Here is a 14889-nt window from a genome sequence, read left to right on the forward strand (position 1 = left end):
CACAGTGACGCGGAGTCCGCACAGTGCCGGCTCCGGGAAATGCCCCGAAGGAGAATGACATGGCTGCAGGTACCGTGAAGTGGTTCAACGCTGAAAAGGGCTTCGGCTTCATCGAGCAGGACGGTGGCGGTCCGGACGTGTTCGCCCACTACTCGAACATCGCCGCCCAGGGCTTCCGTGAGCTCCAGGAAGGCCAGAAGGTCACCTTCGACATCGCGCAGGGCCAGAAGGGCCCGACGGCCGAGAACATCGTTTCGGCCTGACGCTCACCGCATACGTCGCAGCTGGGGCCCGCACCTTGGGGTGCGGGCCCCAGCTCGTCGCGTTTACGGGCCTCATCGGCCCGCCCCGCCGTGAGCGATCCGCCGGCGACAGCGCGTTTTCCCCGGCCCCGGATTTTCGCAGCGCCTCCGCGCGCGTCCGGGCACCCGCACGGCGGCGGCCCTCCGCCACCGCCGACCGGGCAATTTCCACCCCCTCATTCCAGCGACGCGCCCCGAACCACAAATTCGGCACGATGCGCTTTCGCATCCGCACGGCTCGTTCTTGCGATTCCCCGTACCGCTCGTTCTTCCGGGAATTCCTTGATACGCGCCGCATCAAGGAAGGTTCCGCATGAACCGCATCCGTACGAACGACCGCACCGCCCGCACCCGCTCCGCCGGCTCCGGAGCGCCCCGTGGCGCCGGCCGCTTCGGCGGCTCGTCGGGCTCCTCGGGCGGCAGCCGCTCGGGCGCGGGCCGCGCCGGCTCCACGGGCCGCTCCGGCTACGGACGCCGCCCGGCCCCGCAGGGCGAGTTCGCGCCGCCGGTGACGCTCACCCCCGCGCTGCCCGCCGTCGAGACGTTCGCCGAACTCGCCCTCGCGCCGCAGCTGTTGGCGGAACTCGGGTCCCAGGGTCTCAGCGTTCCGTTCCCGATCCAGGGCGCCACCCTGCCGAACTCGCTGGCGGGCCGCGATGTGCTGGGCCGTGGCCGTACCGGCTCGGGCAAGACCCTCGCCTTCGGCCTCGCCCTGCTCACCCGCACGGCCGGCCGCCGCGCCGAGCCGCGTCAGCCGCTCGCCCTGGTCCTGGTGCCGACGCGTGAGCTGGCGCAGCAGGTGACGGATGCGCTGACGCCGTATGCGCGGGCGTTGCGGCTGCGGCTGGCGACGGTGGTGGGCGGGATGTCGATCGGGCGTCAGGCCGGTGCGCTGCGCTCGGGTGCCGAGGTGGTGGTGGCCACTCCGGGCCGGTTGAAGGACTTGATCGAGCGGCGTGACTGCCGTCTTGACCAGGTGGACATCACGGTGCTGGACGAGGCCGACCAGATGGCGGACATGGGGTTCATGCCGCAGGTCACCGAGTTGTTGGACCAGGTGCGTCCGGGTGGGCAGCGGATGCTGTTCTCGGCGACCCTGGACCGCAATGTGGATCTTTTGGTGCGCCGTTACCTGAGTGATCCGGTGGTGCACTCGGTGGATCCGTCGGCGGGTGCGGTGACCACGATGGAGCACCATGTGCTGCACGTGCAGAGCGCGGACAAGTACGCGACGACGACGGAGATCGCGGCGCGTGAGGGCCGGGTGATCATGTTCCTGGACACCAAGCACGCGGTGGACCAGCTGACCAAGCACCTGTTGCAGAGCGGGGTGCGGGCGGCGGCGCTGCACGGGGGCAAGTCCCAGCCGCAGCGCACCCGTACGCTGGCCCAGTTCAAGACCGGTGACGTGTCGGTCCTGGTGGCCACGAACGTCGCGGCGCGCGGTATCCATGTCGACAACCTCGACCTGGTGGTGAACGTGGACCCGCCGACCGATCACAAGGACTACCTCCACCGCGGCGGGCGTACCGCGCGGGCCGGGGAGTCCGGCAGCGTCGTCACCCTCGTCACGCCCAACCAGCGCCGCGAGATGAGCCGCCTCATGGCGAGCGCCCGGATCGTCCCGCAGACCACCCAAGTACAGTCCGGGGACGCGGAGTTGACCCGCATCACCGGTGCCCAGGCGCCCTCCGGCGTCCCGGTCACCATCGCCGCGCCCGTCGTCGAGCGCCCGCGCCGCGGTGCCTCGTCCTCCTCCCGCGGACGCCGTGGCCGCCCGGCCCAGCGCTCGGGCCGGCCCGCCGGCGCCCGCGCCGCCGCACCCCACCAGAGCGGCACGGCGGCCTGAGCGCCGAAGCGCTCCCCCAGCCGGGCGTCCGCGCCCACCCCGCCGGCCGGAACCCCCGGCCGGTCCACCCCCCGAGCCCTGGAGGGCCCATGCGCTGCGTCATCGCCCGCTTCCCGTTCGACCTCTCCAAGAGCCAAGTGGTGGCCGCGATGAAGGGCGTCAAGCCCGAACCCGTCGTGGGCGAGTCCGTCCTCATCGGCCGCCGCCACTACCCCGTCAAGCAGGTGGGCGAGGTCGTCACCCGGCAGGACCGCCGCGACTTCACCGCGCAGGAGGTCACCCGGGCCATGACCCGCCTCGGCTTCACCTGCCAGGGCGCCCCGCAGGCCGCGCCCGCCCGCGCCCTGACCCCGCTCGAAGAGGCGACCGCCATGTTCGCCTGATCCGCCGCCGGGGCGGTGGCGCCGACCGCGCCCCGCCCCAGCCACGACGAAGGCCCCGCCGGATCACCGGCGGGGCCTTCGTCGTGCGCCCCTTCGGGCGCCCCGGCCGGTCGGGGCGGCGGCGGGACCGGGCGATGGTGTTGAATTTCCCCTCGGGTCCGCGGCCCGCAGGGGGCACGCGGGCCTTCGACGCGTTGCGAAAGAGGTGACATGACAGCGGACAGCCCGCTCGGCGGCCGACTGGACGACGACGACTACCCCGCCTACACCATGGGCCGGGCCGCCGAGATGATCGGTGCGACCCCGGGCTTCCTGCGGGCCCTCGGCGAGGCCCGGCTGATCACCCCGCTGCGCTCCGACGGCGGCCACCGGCGCTACTCCCGCTACCAGCTGCGCATCGCCGCCCGCGCCCGCGAACTCGTCGACCAGGGCACCCCCGTCGAGGCGGCCTGCCGCATCGTCATCCTGGAGGACCAGCTGGAGGAGGCCCAGCGCCTCAACGCCGAATACCGCGCCCGGGCCGGCGGCGACACGGCGCACTGACCTGCCCGCCCCGCTCGGCCGGCGCGGCGCCAACCTCCTCGTCCCGCAGGCCAATTGTGCGCGGTCCTCCACACGACGGCGCGGCTCCCGCGACCCGACCGGAGCGGGCACAGAAGGTCGGGCGGCGGGGGGCGGAGGGCTCCTAGCGTGGAGGTCACAGGGAAGGAAGAAGGGGGGCCGGGATGCTGAAGCGGCTCAACGAGGCGATGGCCCGGATCGAGGAGCACCTCGACGGGACCGTGCCCGGCGACATCGACGTGGCCGAACTCGCCCGCACCGCGATGACCTCGGAGTACCACCTGCGCCGGCTGTTCTCGGCGCTGGCCGGCATGCCTCTGTCGGAGTACGTGCGGCGCAGGCGGCTGACCATCGCGGGCGCCGAGGTGCTCGCCGGGCGGTCCACGCTGCTCGATGTGGCCGTCCGCCACGGTTACACCTCGGGGGAGGCCTTCGCCCGGGCGTTCCGTGCCGTGCACGGCATCGGCCCGGGGGAGGCCCGGCGCACCGGCGCGGCCCTGCGGTCGCAGCCCCGGATGTCCTTCCGCCTCGTCGTCGAAGGGAGCACCAGCATGCGGTACAGGGTCGTGGAGAAGGAAGCGTTCCACCTGGTGGGCAGAAAGGCGCGGGTGCCGCTCGTGCACCAGGGAGTGAACCCGGCTATCGCCGCGTTCGTCCAGGGCATCGGGCGGGACACCTCGCTGCGCATCCACCAGCTGTCCGACCAGGAGCCCGCGGGCATCGTCTCGGCGTGCGACGGGCTCGATCCGAGCCGGGCGGAGGGCACCGAACTCGACTACTGGCACGCCGCGTTGAGCAGTGCGCCGCCGCCCGCCGATCTGGACGCGCTGCTCGTGCCGGCCGGCACCTGGGCCGTCTTCGAGAGCACCGGGCCCTACCCCGAGGCGCTCCAGCTCCTGTGGCGCGACGTGTTCACCGAGTGGTTCCCGTCCAACCCGTACCAGAGCCGCCCGGGCCCGGAAATCCTGCGCACCCGGCCCGCGGAGACGGGCGCTGACACGGATGCCGTCCTGTGGATCCCGGTCGAGCGGACCGGGCCGGGCGGGGCCTAGGGAGTGTCTTCAAAGTGGCGTCGTCCGCCCGAAGGGCGGGGTCGGCGGGGTCTGGTGCGTGCGATCGCAAGGCGGAGGAGGGAGTCGACGCGATGGGGGTCCCCCCTGTTCGAGCGGAGCCGAGACCTCGGGGGAGTCGGCGACCGACGACAACGCCGCGAGCGTGCGTGCCAGACCCCGCCGACCAGACGGGACTTTGAAGACACGACCTAGAGGTCCGGGCGGCCCGGGATCAGCGGGCGGCGCCCAGGCGGCGCTTCGGCTTGAGGTCGGCCGCGTCGCTCCTGGCCCACAGCGAGCGGACGTGCCCGAGGTGGCGGGTCATGCACTTCTCGGCGCCCCGGGCGTCGCCCGCCAGCATCAGGTCGAGCAGCTCGATGTGCTCCTCGGCGGAAGGGATGAGCTCGTCGCGCTGGTCGAGCGCGGTCAGACCGTACAGACGGGAGCGCTTGCGCAGGTCGCCGACGGTCTCCACCAGGCGCTCGTTGCCCGACAGGGCGAGCAGCGAGAGGTGGAAGCGGCGGTCGGCCTCCAGATAGCCGATGAGGTCGTGGTCGCGGGCCGCCCGCACGATCTCCTCGGCGTCGGGCCGCAGCGCCTCCAGGGCGGCGCGGTCCGCGGTGCGGGTGATCCGGCCCACCATGGGGACCTCGATCAGGGCGCGGATCTCGGTGTACTGGTCGAGGTCGCGCTCGTTGACCTCGGTGACCCGGAAGCCCTTGTTGCGCACGGGCTCCACCAGGCCCTCGCGCGCGAGGTCGAGCATGGCCTCGCGCACGGGGGTCGCGGAGATGCCGAAGTCCTCGGCGAGGCCGGGCGCGGAGTAGACCTGGCCGGGGCGCAGTTCACCGGAGATCAGCGCCGCCCGCAGCGCGTGGGCGACCTGGTCGCGCAGTCGCTCGGTGGTGGTGATGACCTTGCTCTGCTTCAGGTGTCCCATGCTGCTGTTCCTCCGTACCGAGCGGAGAGCCAGAGTACAATGTCACGTTGCGTTTAGGGCCGGATCGGCTCCTCGTCCGCCCCCGCGAGGGCCTCCGGGGCCGACGCGGCGAGCGCTCCCAGCGGTACGGGAGTGGCGAACGGGCGCCGCGGGGCGGGGGGTTCGTCGTCTCCGGCCAGGCAGGACACCGCCTCCCCGCACGTGCGGCCCTGGCACCAGCCCATGCCCGCCCGGGTGAACAGTTTGACGGTACGGGCGTCGCGGGCGCCATGGTCGCGCACGGCTTCGCGGATCCGGCCGGCCGTCACCTCCTCGCAGCGGCACACCTCGGTGGCGTCGGGCAGCCAGTCGCTCCAGCCGGGGCCCGGCGCGTGCGTGGCGGCCATCGCCTCGGCGAAGGCGCGCAGCCGGGTGCGGCGCGCGCGCAAGCGCCGCACGCGCCCGCCGCGGCCCGGGTCGGCGCCGAGCCGCGCCGCGATGGAGAGTGCCGCCAACTCGCCCTCGATCATGGCCAGTTGGGCTCCTCCGACGCCGCCGGGTTCGCCCGCGGCCCACACGCCCCGCACCGAGGTCTCCAGACGCGCGTCCAGGGCCAGGGCGAGGGTGCCGTCCGGGGTGCGGCGGGTGGCGCAGCCGAGCGTGATGGCCAGGTCGATCGCGGGCACCAGGCCGTGGCCGACGGCCAGCGCGTCACAGGCGATCTCGCGCTCCGTGCCCGCCACCGGACGCCACCGGGCGTCGAGCCGGGTGACGGTGACGGCCTCGACCCGTCCGTCCCCGTGCACCTCGGTCACCGCGCTGCGGGTGCGCAGTGCCACGCGGTGGCGCAGCAGGGCGGCGCCGTGCGTCACGGCCTCGGTGAGCTTGTGCGGGTTGGCGGCGAGGGCGCGGGGGTGGCGGGCGTAGCCGAGGTAGCCGGATGCCTCGATCACCGCGGGGACCTCGGCGCCCGCCGTGACGAGGGAGGACGCGGCGGCCAGGAGCAGGGGGCCGCTCCCGGCGACCACGACGCGTCTGCCCGGCAGTACGAGGCCGCCCTTGAGCATGGCCTGCGCTCCGCCGGCGCCGACGACGCCGGGCAACGTCCAGCCCCGGAAGGGAAGTTGGCGCTCGTACGCGCCGGTCGCGAGCAGTACGGCCCGGGCCCGGATCCGTACCGGGCGGCCCTGCGCGCCGTCCGCCCCGGCGAGGGCGTGCACCGTCCAGTCCTCGTCGCCGTGCCGCTCCACGGCCCAGACGTGGTGGCGCCCGCGCCGCTCGACGCCTCCCGCCCGTCCGCGCAGGGCGGTGTACGCGTCCCAGTCGTGGTGCAGGGCCTCGGGGCGGGTGGGGGACAGGGCTGCGCCGGGCTGTCGGTAGTACTGGCCGCCGAGGTCCTGGGCCGCGTCCAGGAGCACGACTCGCAGGCCGGCCTCCGCGGCGCGGGCACCCCCCGCCATCCCGGCGGGCCCACCCCCCACCACCACCAGATCCCACCGCCCCGCGGGCCCGGGACTCCCAGCTCCCTCCCCAGAAGGTGCGGCCCCGTCCGCGCAGTTCCCCGCGCCCCTGGGGAGCTTCCCTTCTTCCTCATCCGCAGACCGTGCTGGGTTGCCCGCGCCCCCAGCAGTACTGCAACTCGGCCCAGCGGCAGGCCCCGAGGCCACGGAATCCGCATCCCCCAACCCTGCCAGGGGCGCGGGGAACTGCGCGCCCGGCCCAGCACGATCCGCACCCGGAACAGAACCGCCCGCCCCCGTCAGGGGCGCGGGGAACTGCGCGACAAGCCCAGCGCCATCCGCAGCCGAACCGGACTCGGCACCACCCCCCAGGGGCGCGGGGAACCCAGCACCATCCGCACCCGAACCGGACTCGGCCGGATGCCCGTGGCCGGGCTGGGTCGTGAGGGCGTCCCCGGGGGACGCGGGCACGAGGCAGGCCCGCCGGTTCGGCACCCCGTTCACCGTCGCGAGGCACTCGTAACACGCCCCGATCCCGCAGAACGCCCCCGCCCCCCGCTCCCCCACCCGCGTCCGGCGCCAGACGAACACCCCCGCCGCCCACAGCGCCGCCGCGAGGGACTGGCCGGGCAGGGCCGGCAGGGGGCGGCCGTCGAGGGTGATCTCGAACGGGGGGCCGGGCCGGGCGCCGGCCAGCTCCTCGGGGGTGCGCGCCACGAAGGCCTCCTCAGTGGTCAGAGCCCGCGCCGAAGCGGGAGGGGTCGAACGGGCTTGTGTCCAGGGGCGGTTGGCGGCCCACCAGGCAGTCCGCGATGATCCGGCCCGTGACGGGCGCGAGCCCGATCCCCGCCCCCTCGTGCCCGCACGCGTGCAGCAGCCCCGGCACCCGGGCGTCCGCCCCGATCGCCGGCAGGTGGTCGGGCAGATACGGCCGGAACCCCGCGTACGTACGGATCGCCCGGACCTCCGCGAGGAGCGGGAAGAGCGCGGTCGCCCCCGCCGCGAGCCGGCTCACCGCCTCCACCGAGAGGCTGCGGTCGAAGCCGACCCGTTCGCGGCTCGCCCCGATCAGGACGGGCCCGGCAGGCGTCCCCTCGACGACCGCCGAGGTCTGCAGCGCCGCCGAGCCGCTGGCGACGTCCGCCACGTAGTCGGCCGCGTACACCTTGTGCCGCACCACGCGGGGCAGCGGCTCCGTGACGAGGACGAAGCCGCGCCGGGGCAGCACGGGCAGCAACACCCCGGCCAGCCGGGCCAGTTCGCCGCCCCAGGCGCCGGCCGCGTTGACGACGTACGGCGCGTGCAGCACCCCGGAGGCGGTGCGCACCCCGCGCACCGCGCCGTCCGGGGCCGTGAGCAGCCCGACGACCTCCTGCCCGAGCCGTACCTCGGCGCCCGAGGCACGCAGCAGGTGGGCCGCCGCGAGGGCGGGCATGACCTGGGCGTCCTGCGGATAGAGGAAGCCCCCCGCGAGACCCGGGGCCAGGTGCGGCTCCAGGTCGTGCAGCCGGTCGGCCGCGATCTCGCGTACGGTCACGCCCGCCGCGTCCTGGCCGGCCGCGAAGGTGCGCAGCGCGGCCAGGCCGGCCCCGTCGGAGGCGACGACGAGGCCGCCCTTGGGCTCGTACTCGACCCCGCGCGGCAGCAGTTCGGCCAGCTCCCGCCACAACTGGGCTGAGTGCAGGGCGAGTTCCAGCTCGGGGCCGGGTTCCTTGTCGGAGACGAGGAGGTTGCCCTCGCCCGATCCCGTGGTGCCGCCGGCCACCGGCCCCCGGTCGAGGACGGTGACCCGCAGTCCGGCGCGGGCCGCGTAGTAGGCGCAGGCGGCCCCCACGACCCCCGCGCCCACCACGACCACGTCCGACACACTGCGCGCCGGGTGGGCGGGCGTCGCGGATCCCGTGGATCCCATGGGTTTCCTGGGCACGTCAGTAATATTTCACATGGCACTGCCTCTGCCAAGGGACCGCCGCCCCGGATGCCGTCCGGAGCGGCCAGAACGGCCAAGGCCGGATAAAAGAGTTCCCGACACCTTGTCAGTGCAATTTCACATTACTATGTTACGGGTCACATTCCAGCCGCTCCCCGGCTGGCCGGACCGTTCACGGAGTGACCACTGATGAACAAGCGCACCCGCACCGCCCTCGCCGCCGCCGTCGTGGCGACCCTCACGCTCGGCGCGGCCGGCTGCTCCGGGGAGAAGCACCCGGGCGCGGGCCCGGGGCAGGGCGGCAAGAACCCCGCCGCCGCCAACGACGGCAAGGTCGTGGGCGGCACACCGGTCAGGGGCGGCACCCTCACGGTCCTGTCCAACCAGGACTTCACCCACCTCGACCCGGCCCGCAACTGGGTCATGAACGACATGGACTTCGGCACCCGGCTGCTCTACCGCACCCTGGTCACCTACAAGGCGGCCCCCGGCACCGGCGGCAGCGAGCTGGTGCCCGACCTCGCCACCGACCTCGGCACCCCCTCCAACGGCGCCCGCACCTGGACCTTCCACCTCAGAGCGGGCCTCAGCTACGAGGACGGGTCACCGATCACCGCGCAGGACGTCAAGTACAACGTGGAGCGGTCGTTCTCGCCCGACCTGCCCGGCGGCGCCGACTACGCGGCCCGCTACCTCACCGGCGCCGAGGGCTACCAGGGCCCCGCCCAGGGCAAGCACCTCGACTCCATCAAGACCCCGGACGACCACACGATCGTCTTCGAACTGCGCAAGCCCTTCGCCGAGTTCCCCAACGCCACCGTCATGCCGACGTTCTCCCCGGTGCCGCAGTCCAAGGACACCGGGCCCCGCTACGACAACCGGCCCTTCTCGTCGGGCCCGTACAAGGTCGAGTCCTACGACCGCAACAAGCAGCTCACCCTGGTGCGCAACACGCACTGGGACGCCGCCGGCGACCCGGTGCGCAAGGCGTACCCGGACCGCATCGTGGTGACCATGGGCCTCAAGGCGACCCAGATCGACGACCGGCTCATCGCCAGCCAGGGCGCCGACGCCTCCGCCGTCTCCTGGGGGGCGCTGCGCCCCGAGAGCGCCCCCAAGGTGCTGCCCAGCGCGGAGGTGCGCTCGCGCCTGGTCGCCGAGTCCACCAACTGCACCGACATGATCCAGATGCACACCGGGCGGGCCCCGTTCACCGATGTGCGGGTGCGCCAGGCCGTGCTGTACGCGCTCGACAAGGACGCGGTGCTCACCTCCTCCGGCGGCCCCGCCTTCAACGACCTGTCCACCGCCTACATGCCGGCCACCCTCTTCGGCGGCAAGCAGCCCGACACGCTCAAGGTCCCCGTCACCGGTGATGTCGCCAAGGCGAAGGAGCTGCTCAAGGAGGCGGGCAAGGAGGGCGGCTTCGAGACGAAGATGACCGTCTCCACCGGCGACAAGGGCCGGGCCGAGGCCATCCAGCAGTCCCTCGCCAAGGCCGGGATCAAGCTCACCATCGAGACCGTCGACCCGTCCGCGTTCTACGCCACCATCGGCGACGTCAAGAACCGCACGGACCTCGTGTACTCGGGCTGGTGCCCCGACTACCCCTCCGGCTCCACGTTCCTGCCGTTCGTCTTCGACGGCCGCTACATCAAGGACAAGGGCAACTCCGGCAACCACTCCCTGTTCCGCGACGACGCCACGATGAAGCGCATGGACGAGATCGCGGCCATGACCGACACCAAGGCCGCCGACCAGGCCTGGCAGCGGCTCGACGGCGAGATCCTCGCCAAGGCGCCCGCGGTGCCCGTCCTGGTCCGCCGCTGGCCCCTGGTCCTCGGCAAGAACATCGCGGGCGCCTACGGCCAGACGTCCTTCGGCGGCCAGCTCGACTACGCCACCATCGGGCTCAAGAACCCCGCCACGAGCGGGAACTGAGGGAACGCGCCGCCATGACCACCACCCTCCTGTTCCGCAGGCGCCCGGCGGCAGGGCCCGCCGCCGGGCGCGGCCCCTGGCAGCTGGCCCGCGCCGAACTGCGCCGCCGCCCCGCCGTCAAGATCTCGCTCGCCGTCGTCGTCCTGTTCCTCGTCATGGCCGCCGGCGCCCCGCTGCTCGGCGCGCTCGGCGGCTGGTCGCCCGACGCGTTCGACAAGAGCGCCATCGACCCCTACCTCGGCGGCCAGCCGCTCGGCCCGCTCGGCGGGATGTCCGCCGAGCACTGGCTCGGCGTCGAGCCCGTCACCGGACGCGACCTGTTCGCGCGCGTGGTGTACGGCGCCCAGGTCTCCCTGCTCATCGCCCTCACCGCGACCGCCATCGTCGTCGTCGCGGGCACCGCGGCCGGGATCGCGGCCGGCTACTTCGGCGGGCGCACCGACACGGTGCTGTCCCGCCTGATGGACCTCACCATGTCCTTCCCGTCCCTCATCTTCATGATCGCGATGATGTCGGTGGCCAAGGACGTCAACCGCATCCTCCTGATGACCGCCGTCATCGGCCTGTTCGGCTGGCCCGGCATCGCCCGTTTGGTGCGCGGCCAGACCCTCTCGCTCAAACACCGCGAGTACGTGGACGCCGCCCGCATCGGCGGCTCCGGCCCCTGGCGCATCCTGACCCGCGACATCCTGCCCGGGGTGGCCGGACCCGTCATCGCGTACACCACCCTCGTCGTCCCCGGCATGATCGCTACCGAGGCGGCGCTGAGCTACCTCGGCGTGGGCGTGCGCCCGCCCACTCCGTCCTGGGGCCAGATGATCGCCGAGAGCGTCTCGTTCTACGACACCGACCCGATGTACTTCATCATCCCGAGCACCTGTCTCTTCCTGACCGTGCTCGCCTTCACGCTGCTCGGCGACGCCCTGCGCGACGTCCTCGACCCGAGGGGCAGCCGCACATGACCCGCTACCTCGCCCGCCGGATCCTCGGCGTGCTCGGCGTGCTCATCGCCATCGCCGCCGTCACCTTCACCATCTTCTACGTCCTGCCCTCCGACCCGGCCGCCGCCGCCTGCGGCAAGTCGTGCAGCGCCGAACGCCTGGAGGCGATCCGCGCACACATGGGCCTCGACCGGCCGCTGTGGCGCCAGTTCTGGGACTTCGCCTCCGGGATCTTCACCGGCCGCACCATGGGCACCGGCCAGTACGCCCTGCACTGCGACTTCCCGTGCCTGGGCTACTCCTACGAGAACAGCCAGTCCGTCTGGTCGCTCCTCATGGACCGCCTCCCCGTCTCCGCCTCCCTCGCCCTCGGCGCGGCCGTGCTCTGGCTGCTGCTCGGCCTGTCCGCCGGCGTCGCCGCCGCCCTGCGCAAGGACACCTTCACCGACCGCGCCCTGATGGTCGGCGCCGTCGCCGCGGCCTCCATGCCGGTCTACTTCACCTCCGTCATGCTGATCTACGGTCTGATCCGCGTCGCGGGCCTGCTCCCCTATCCCCAGTACGTCGCCCTCGCCTCCGACCCCGTGCACTGGGCGTCCAACCTGCTGCTCCCCTGGATCGCGCTGGCCGTCCTGTACGCCGCCATGTACGCGCGCCAGAGCCGCAGTTCGATGATCGAGACCATGGCGGAGCCCTACATCCGCACCGCCCGCGCCAAGGGTCTGCCGCGCCGCACCGTCGTCGTCAAACACGGCCTGCGCTCCGCGATGACCCCGATCCTCACCCTGTTCGGCATGGACCTCGGCGGGCTGCTCGCCGGCGCCGTCATCACCGAGTCCATCTTCGGGCTCCCCGGCATCGGGCGGCTCTTCTACGGCGCCCTGTCCACCGGCGACCAGCCCGTCATCCTCGGCGTGACCCTGCTCGCCGCCACCTTCATCGTCGTCGCCAACCTGGCCGTCGACCTCCTGTACGCCGTCGTCGACCCGCGAGTGAGGCTCTGATGGCCGACACCCAACCCCTGCTGTCCGTACGGGACTTGACGGTGACGTTCACCACCCCGCGCGGCCCGGTGCGCGCGGTGGACCACCTCTCCTTCGACGTCCACCGCGGGCGCACCCTCGGCATCGTCGGCGAGTCCGGCTCCGGCAAGTCCGTCACCTCGATGGCCCTGCTCGGCCTGCACACCGGCGCCGAGGTGACCGGGTCCCTCACCCTCGACGGACATGAACTCGTGGGTCTTTCCGAACGCGCCCTCAACCGGATCCGCGGCCGACGCATCGCGATGATCTTCCAGGACCCGCTGTCCAGCCTGCACCCCTACTACACGGTCGGCGAGCAGATCGCCGAACACCACCGCGTCCACTTCGGCTCCGGCCGCAGGGCGGCCCGCAGGCGCGCGGTGGAGATGCTCGCCGAGGTCGGCATCCCCGAACCCGAGCGGCGCGCGGGCGAATATCCGCACCAGTTCTCCGGCGGCATGCGCCAGCGCGCGATGATCGCGATGGCGCTCGCCTGCGAACCGGAACTGCTCATCGCGGACGAGCCGACCACCGCCCTCGACGTCACCGTCCAGGCCCAGATCCTCGAACTCATCGCCCGCCTCCAGGCCGAACGCGGCCTGGCCGTCGTCATGATCACCCACGATCTGGGGGTGGTCGCCCGGGTCGCCCACGACGTCCTGGTGATGTACGGGGGCCGGGCCGCCGAACAGGCCCCCGTGGACGCCCTGTTCGCCACGCCCGCCCACCCCTACACACGCGGCCTGCTCGACTCGCTGCCCCGCCTCGACGACAGCGACGACCAGCCCCTGCGCGCCATCCCCGGCAGCCCGCCCTCCCTGCTCGACCCCGCCCCCGGCTGCGCCTTCGCACCCCGCTGCCCGAGGGCCGCCGGGGCGGACGCCGCCCTGCGCGACCGGTGCGCCACCGAACGGCCCCTGCTCGACGGCCCCTCGGAGCACCCGGTCGCCTGCCACCTCCCCGCGTACGAAGGCGTTGCGTCATGAACGGTGTTGCGAGTTCCCCCGCGCGTACGGACGCGCCCGACGGCGCGGCCGAACCCCTGCTCTCCGTACGGGACTTGAGGATGCACTTCCCCGGACGCCGGGCCCGCTCCGCCCCCGTGCGGGCGGTCGACGGCGTCAGCTTCGACGTCGCGGCGGGCGAGACGCTCGGGCTCGTCGGCGAATCGGGCTGCGGCAAGTCGACGACCGGCCGCATGATCGTGCGCCTCCTGGAGCCCACCTCGGGGACGATCGCCTACCAGGGCCTGGACATCAGCCGCCTGAGCCGGCGCGAGCTGCGCCCGGTGCGCAAGGACCTCCAGATGGTCTTCCAGGACCCGCACTCCTCCCTCAACCCGCGCCAGACGGTGGCCCGCGTCATCGCCGACCCGCTGCTCGCCCACGGCAGTACGGAATCCGCCGCGCGCGCCCGGGCCGCCGAACTCATGGACCTCGTCGGCCTCATCCCCGAACACATCGACCGCTACCCGCACGAGTTCTCCGGCGGCCAGGCCCAGCGCATCGGCATCGCCCGGGCGCTCGCCCTCGACCCCCGGCTCGTCGTCGCCGACGAACCCGTCTCCGCGCTCGACGTCTCCGTCCAGGCGCAGATCGTCAACCTCATGGAACGGCTCCAGAAGGAGCTCGGCCTCGCCTACCTCTTCATCGCGCACGACCTGTCGGTGGTGAAGCGGGTCTGCGACCGGGTGGCGGTGATGTATCTGGGGCGGGTCGTGGAGATCGGGCCCAAGGAGCGGGTGTACGGGACGGCCGCCCACCCCTACACCCAGGCCCTGCTGTCCGCCGTGCCGCTGCCGGATCCCGCGGCGGAGCGGGGTCGGGAGCGGATCACTCTGCTCGGGGATCCGCCCAGTCCCGCCGCGCCGCCGCCGGGGTGCGCCTTCCACCCCCGGTGCGGACGGGCCCGCGACCTCTGCCGCACCGAGGCACCCGTACTGCGCCCGCTGCTCCCGGGGGTCCCCCACGAGGCGGCCTGCCACTATCCGGGGGGGGTGACCCTTCCGGGGGGTGGGGGGTAGGGGGTTGGGGGTAGGGGGTAGGGGGGCTGGCGGGTGCTGGGGGTGCTGGGGGTGCTGGGGGATCCGCCCCAAACCCCGGGGCGCTTGCCCACCCGCCCGCCCGTGCAGCGGGTTGCATCGGCTGAGCCCCGGGGCTCCGCCCCAGACCCCCCGAGGGGCTCCGCCCCTCGAACCCCGGGGGGTTTGCCCACCCACCCACCCGCCCGTGCAAGGGACTTGAAGGGCCCGGGCCCTGGGGCTGCGCCCCAGACCCGCCCAGGGGCTCCGCCCCTCGAACCCCGGCGGGTTTGCCCACCCGCCCGCCCGTGCGGGGGGCTGGAGGGTGCCTGCGCCCTGGGGCTGCGCCCCAGACCCGCCCAGGGGCTCCGCCCCTCGGACCCCGGCGGGGGCTGCGCCCCCTGCACCCCCGCTTTCGCGCCTGAACGGCGCTCGTCCTCAATCGCCGGACGGGCTGAGGATGCGCATGCTGGCCCGCACCGGTCCTGCCAGGGGCGCGGGGAACTGCG

Annotated in this window: 13 protein-coding genes and 1 pseudogene; 10 read left to right on the plus strand and 4 right to left on the minus strand. The window is 73.5% G+C overall.

The genetic code is table 11. The features are described 5' to 3' along the window. Positions 1-59: 59 nt before the first annotated feature. The 5 genes from ACGF3I_RS26590 (at position 60) to ACGF3I_RS26610 (ending at position 4147) form a co-directional block, all read left to right on the plus strand. Positions 60-263, plus strand: a complete 204-nt coding sequence (locus ACGF3I_RS26590; protein WP_329286651.1) for a cold-shock protein — start codon at positions 60-62, stop codon at positions 261-263. A gap of 352 nt (positions 264-615) precedes the next feature. After that, positions 616-2151 carry a DEAD/DEAH box helicase gene (locus ACGF3I_RS26595; protein ID WP_393136187.1) on the plus strand — a complete coding sequence of 512 codons (1536 nt, stop codon included), beginning with the start codon at positions 616-618 and terminating at the stop codon, positions 2149-2151. Positions 2152-2240: 89 nt separating this feature from the next. Beyond that, positions 2241-2534 carry an SCO5918 family protein gene (locus ACGF3I_RS26600; RefSeq protein WP_393136189.1) on the plus strand — a complete coding sequence of 98 codons (294 nt, stop codon included), beginning with the start codon at positions 2241-2243 and terminating at the stop codon, positions 2532-2534. A gap of 210 nt (positions 2535-2744) precedes the next feature. Next, positions 2745-3077 (plus strand): MerR family transcriptional regulator, encoded by a 333-nt coding sequence (locus ACGF3I_RS26605; RefSeq protein WP_393136191.1) that lies wholly within the window; start codon positions 2745-2747, stop codon positions 3075-3077. Between the two features lie 182 nt (positions 3078-3259). Continuing rightward, positions 3260-4147: a GyrI-like domain-containing protein gene (locus tag ACGF3I_RS26610; RefSeq protein ID WP_393136193.1), complete on the plus strand. Its 888-nt coding sequence runs from the start codon at positions 3260-3262 to the stop codon at positions 4145-4147. A gap of 232 nt (positions 4148-4379) precedes the next feature. Here the strand turns inward: ACGF3I_RS26610 and ACGF3I_RS26615 are convergent, their stop codons facing one another. The 4 genes and pseudogenes from ACGF3I_RS26615 to ACGF3I_RS26630 form a co-directional block, all read right to left on the minus strand. Then, a complete protein-coding gene (locus ACGF3I_RS26615) occupies positions 4380-5087 on the minus strand; it encodes a GntR family transcriptional regulator (RefSeq protein WP_393136195.1) in 708 nt (235 codons plus the stop codon). A 53-nt stretch (positions 5088-5140) separates the two neighbouring features. Beyond that, entirely contained in the window at positions 5141-6553 is a 1413-nt protein-coding gene (locus ACGF3I_RS26620) for an NAD(P)/FAD-dependent oxidoreductase (protein ID WP_393136214.1), read from the minus strand. A 420-nt stretch (positions 6554-6973) separates the two neighbouring features. Next, positions 6974-7243 (minus strand): annotated as a pseudogene (locus ACGF3I_RS26625) ((2Fe-2S)-binding protein); the annotation flags it as partial. Between the two features lie 10 nt (positions 7244-7253). Continuing rightward, complete coding sequence (locus tag ACGF3I_RS26630) at positions 7254-8438, minus strand: NAD(P)/FAD-dependent oxidoreductase (protein ID WP_393136197.1); 1185 nt, start codon at positions 8436-8438, stop codon at positions 7254-7256. A gap of 207 nt (positions 8439-8645) precedes the next feature. Between ACGF3I_RS26630 and ACGF3I_RS26635 the strand changes: the two genes are divergently transcribed. The 5 genes from ACGF3I_RS26635 to ACGF3I_RS26655 are packed head-to-tail and all read left to right on the plus strand — an operon-like array spanning position 8646 to position 14383. Beyond that, positions 8646-10397, plus strand: a complete 1752-nt coding sequence (locus ACGF3I_RS26635) for an ABC transporter substrate-binding protein (protein WP_393136199.1) — start codon at positions 8646-8648, stop codon at positions 10395-10397. 14 nt (positions 10398-10411) lie between these two features. Next, on the plus strand, positions 10412-11359 hold the full coding sequence (locus ACGF3I_RS26640) for an ABC transporter permease (protein WP_393136200.1): 948 nt from the start codon (positions 10412-10414) through the stop codon (positions 11357-11359). Continuing rightward, positions 11356-12342, plus strand: coding sequence for an ABC transporter permease (locus tag ACGF3I_RS26645; RefSeq protein ID WP_393136202.1), 987 nt, complete (start codon positions 11356-11358; stop codon positions 12340-12342). Before ACGF3I_RS26640 ends, ACGF3I_RS26645 begins: the two co-directional genes overlap by 4 nt. Beyond that, on the plus strand, positions 12342-13346 hold the full coding sequence (locus ACGF3I_RS26650; RefSeq protein ID WP_393136204.1) for an ABC transporter ATP-binding protein: 1005 nt from the start codon (positions 12342-12344) through the stop codon (positions 13344-13346). Before ACGF3I_RS26645 ends, ACGF3I_RS26650 begins: the two co-directional genes overlap by 1 nt. Then, positions 13343-14383: an ABC transporter ATP-binding protein gene (locus ACGF3I_RS26655; protein WP_393136206.1), complete on the plus strand. Its 1041-nt coding sequence runs from the start codon at positions 13343-13345 to the stop codon at positions 14381-14383. Before ACGF3I_RS26650 ends, ACGF3I_RS26655 begins: the two co-directional genes overlap by 4 nt. Positions 14384-14889: the final 506 nt, after the last annotated feature.

The sequence above is a fragment of the Streptomyces sp. NPDC048111 genome (assembly GCF_043202815.1).
Lineage (GTDB): Bacteria > Actinomycetota > Actinomycetes > Streptomycetales > Streptomycetaceae > Streptomyces.

Coding starts and splice junctions, on each gene's coding strand:
- ACGF3I_RS26590 (WP_329286651.1), top strand. CDS start 60: ATGGCTGCAGGTACCGTGAAGTGGTTCAACGCTGAAAAGGGCTTCGGC.
- ACGF3I_RS26595 (WP_393136187.1), top strand. CDS start 616: ATGAACCGCATCCGTACGAACGACCGCACCGCCCGCACCCGCTCCGCC.
- ACGF3I_RS26600 (WP_393136189.1), top strand. CDS start 2,241: ATGCGCTGCGTCATCGCCCGCTTCCCGTTCGACCTCTCCAAGAGCCAA.
- ACGF3I_RS26605 (WP_393136191.1), top strand. CDS start 2,745: ATGACAGCGGACAGCCCGCTCGGCGGCCGACTGGACGACGACGACTAC.
- ACGF3I_RS26610 (WP_393136193.1), top strand. CDS start 3,260: ATGCTGAAGCGGCTCAACGAGGCGATGGCCCGGATCGAGGAGCACCTC.
- ACGF3I_RS26615 (WP_393136195.1), bottom strand. CDS start 5,087: ATGGGACACCTGAAGCAGAGCAAGGTCATCACCACCACCGAGCGACTG.
- ACGF3I_RS26630 (WP_393136197.1), bottom strand. CDS start 8,438: ATGGGATCCACGGGATCCGCGACGCCCGCCCACCCGGCGCGCAGTGTG.
- ACGF3I_RS26635 (WP_393136199.1), top strand. CDS start 8,646: ATGAACAAGCGCACCCGCACCGCCCTCGCCGCCGCCGTCGTGGCGACC.
- ACGF3I_RS26640 (WP_393136200.1), top strand. CDS start 10,412: ATGACCACCACCCTCCTGTTCCGCAGGCGCCCGGCGGCAGGGCCCGCC.
- ACGF3I_RS26645 (WP_393136202.1), top strand. CDS start 11,356: ATGACCCGCTACCTCGCCCGCCGGATCCTCGGCGTGCTCGGCGTGCTC.
- ACGF3I_RS26650 (WP_393136204.1), top strand. CDS start 12,342: ATGGCCGACACCCAACCCCTGCTGTCCGTACGGGACTTGACGGTGACG.
- ACGF3I_RS26655 (WP_393136206.1), top strand. CDS start 13,343: ATGAACGGTGTTGCGAGTTCCCCCGCGCGTACGGACGCGCCCGACGGC.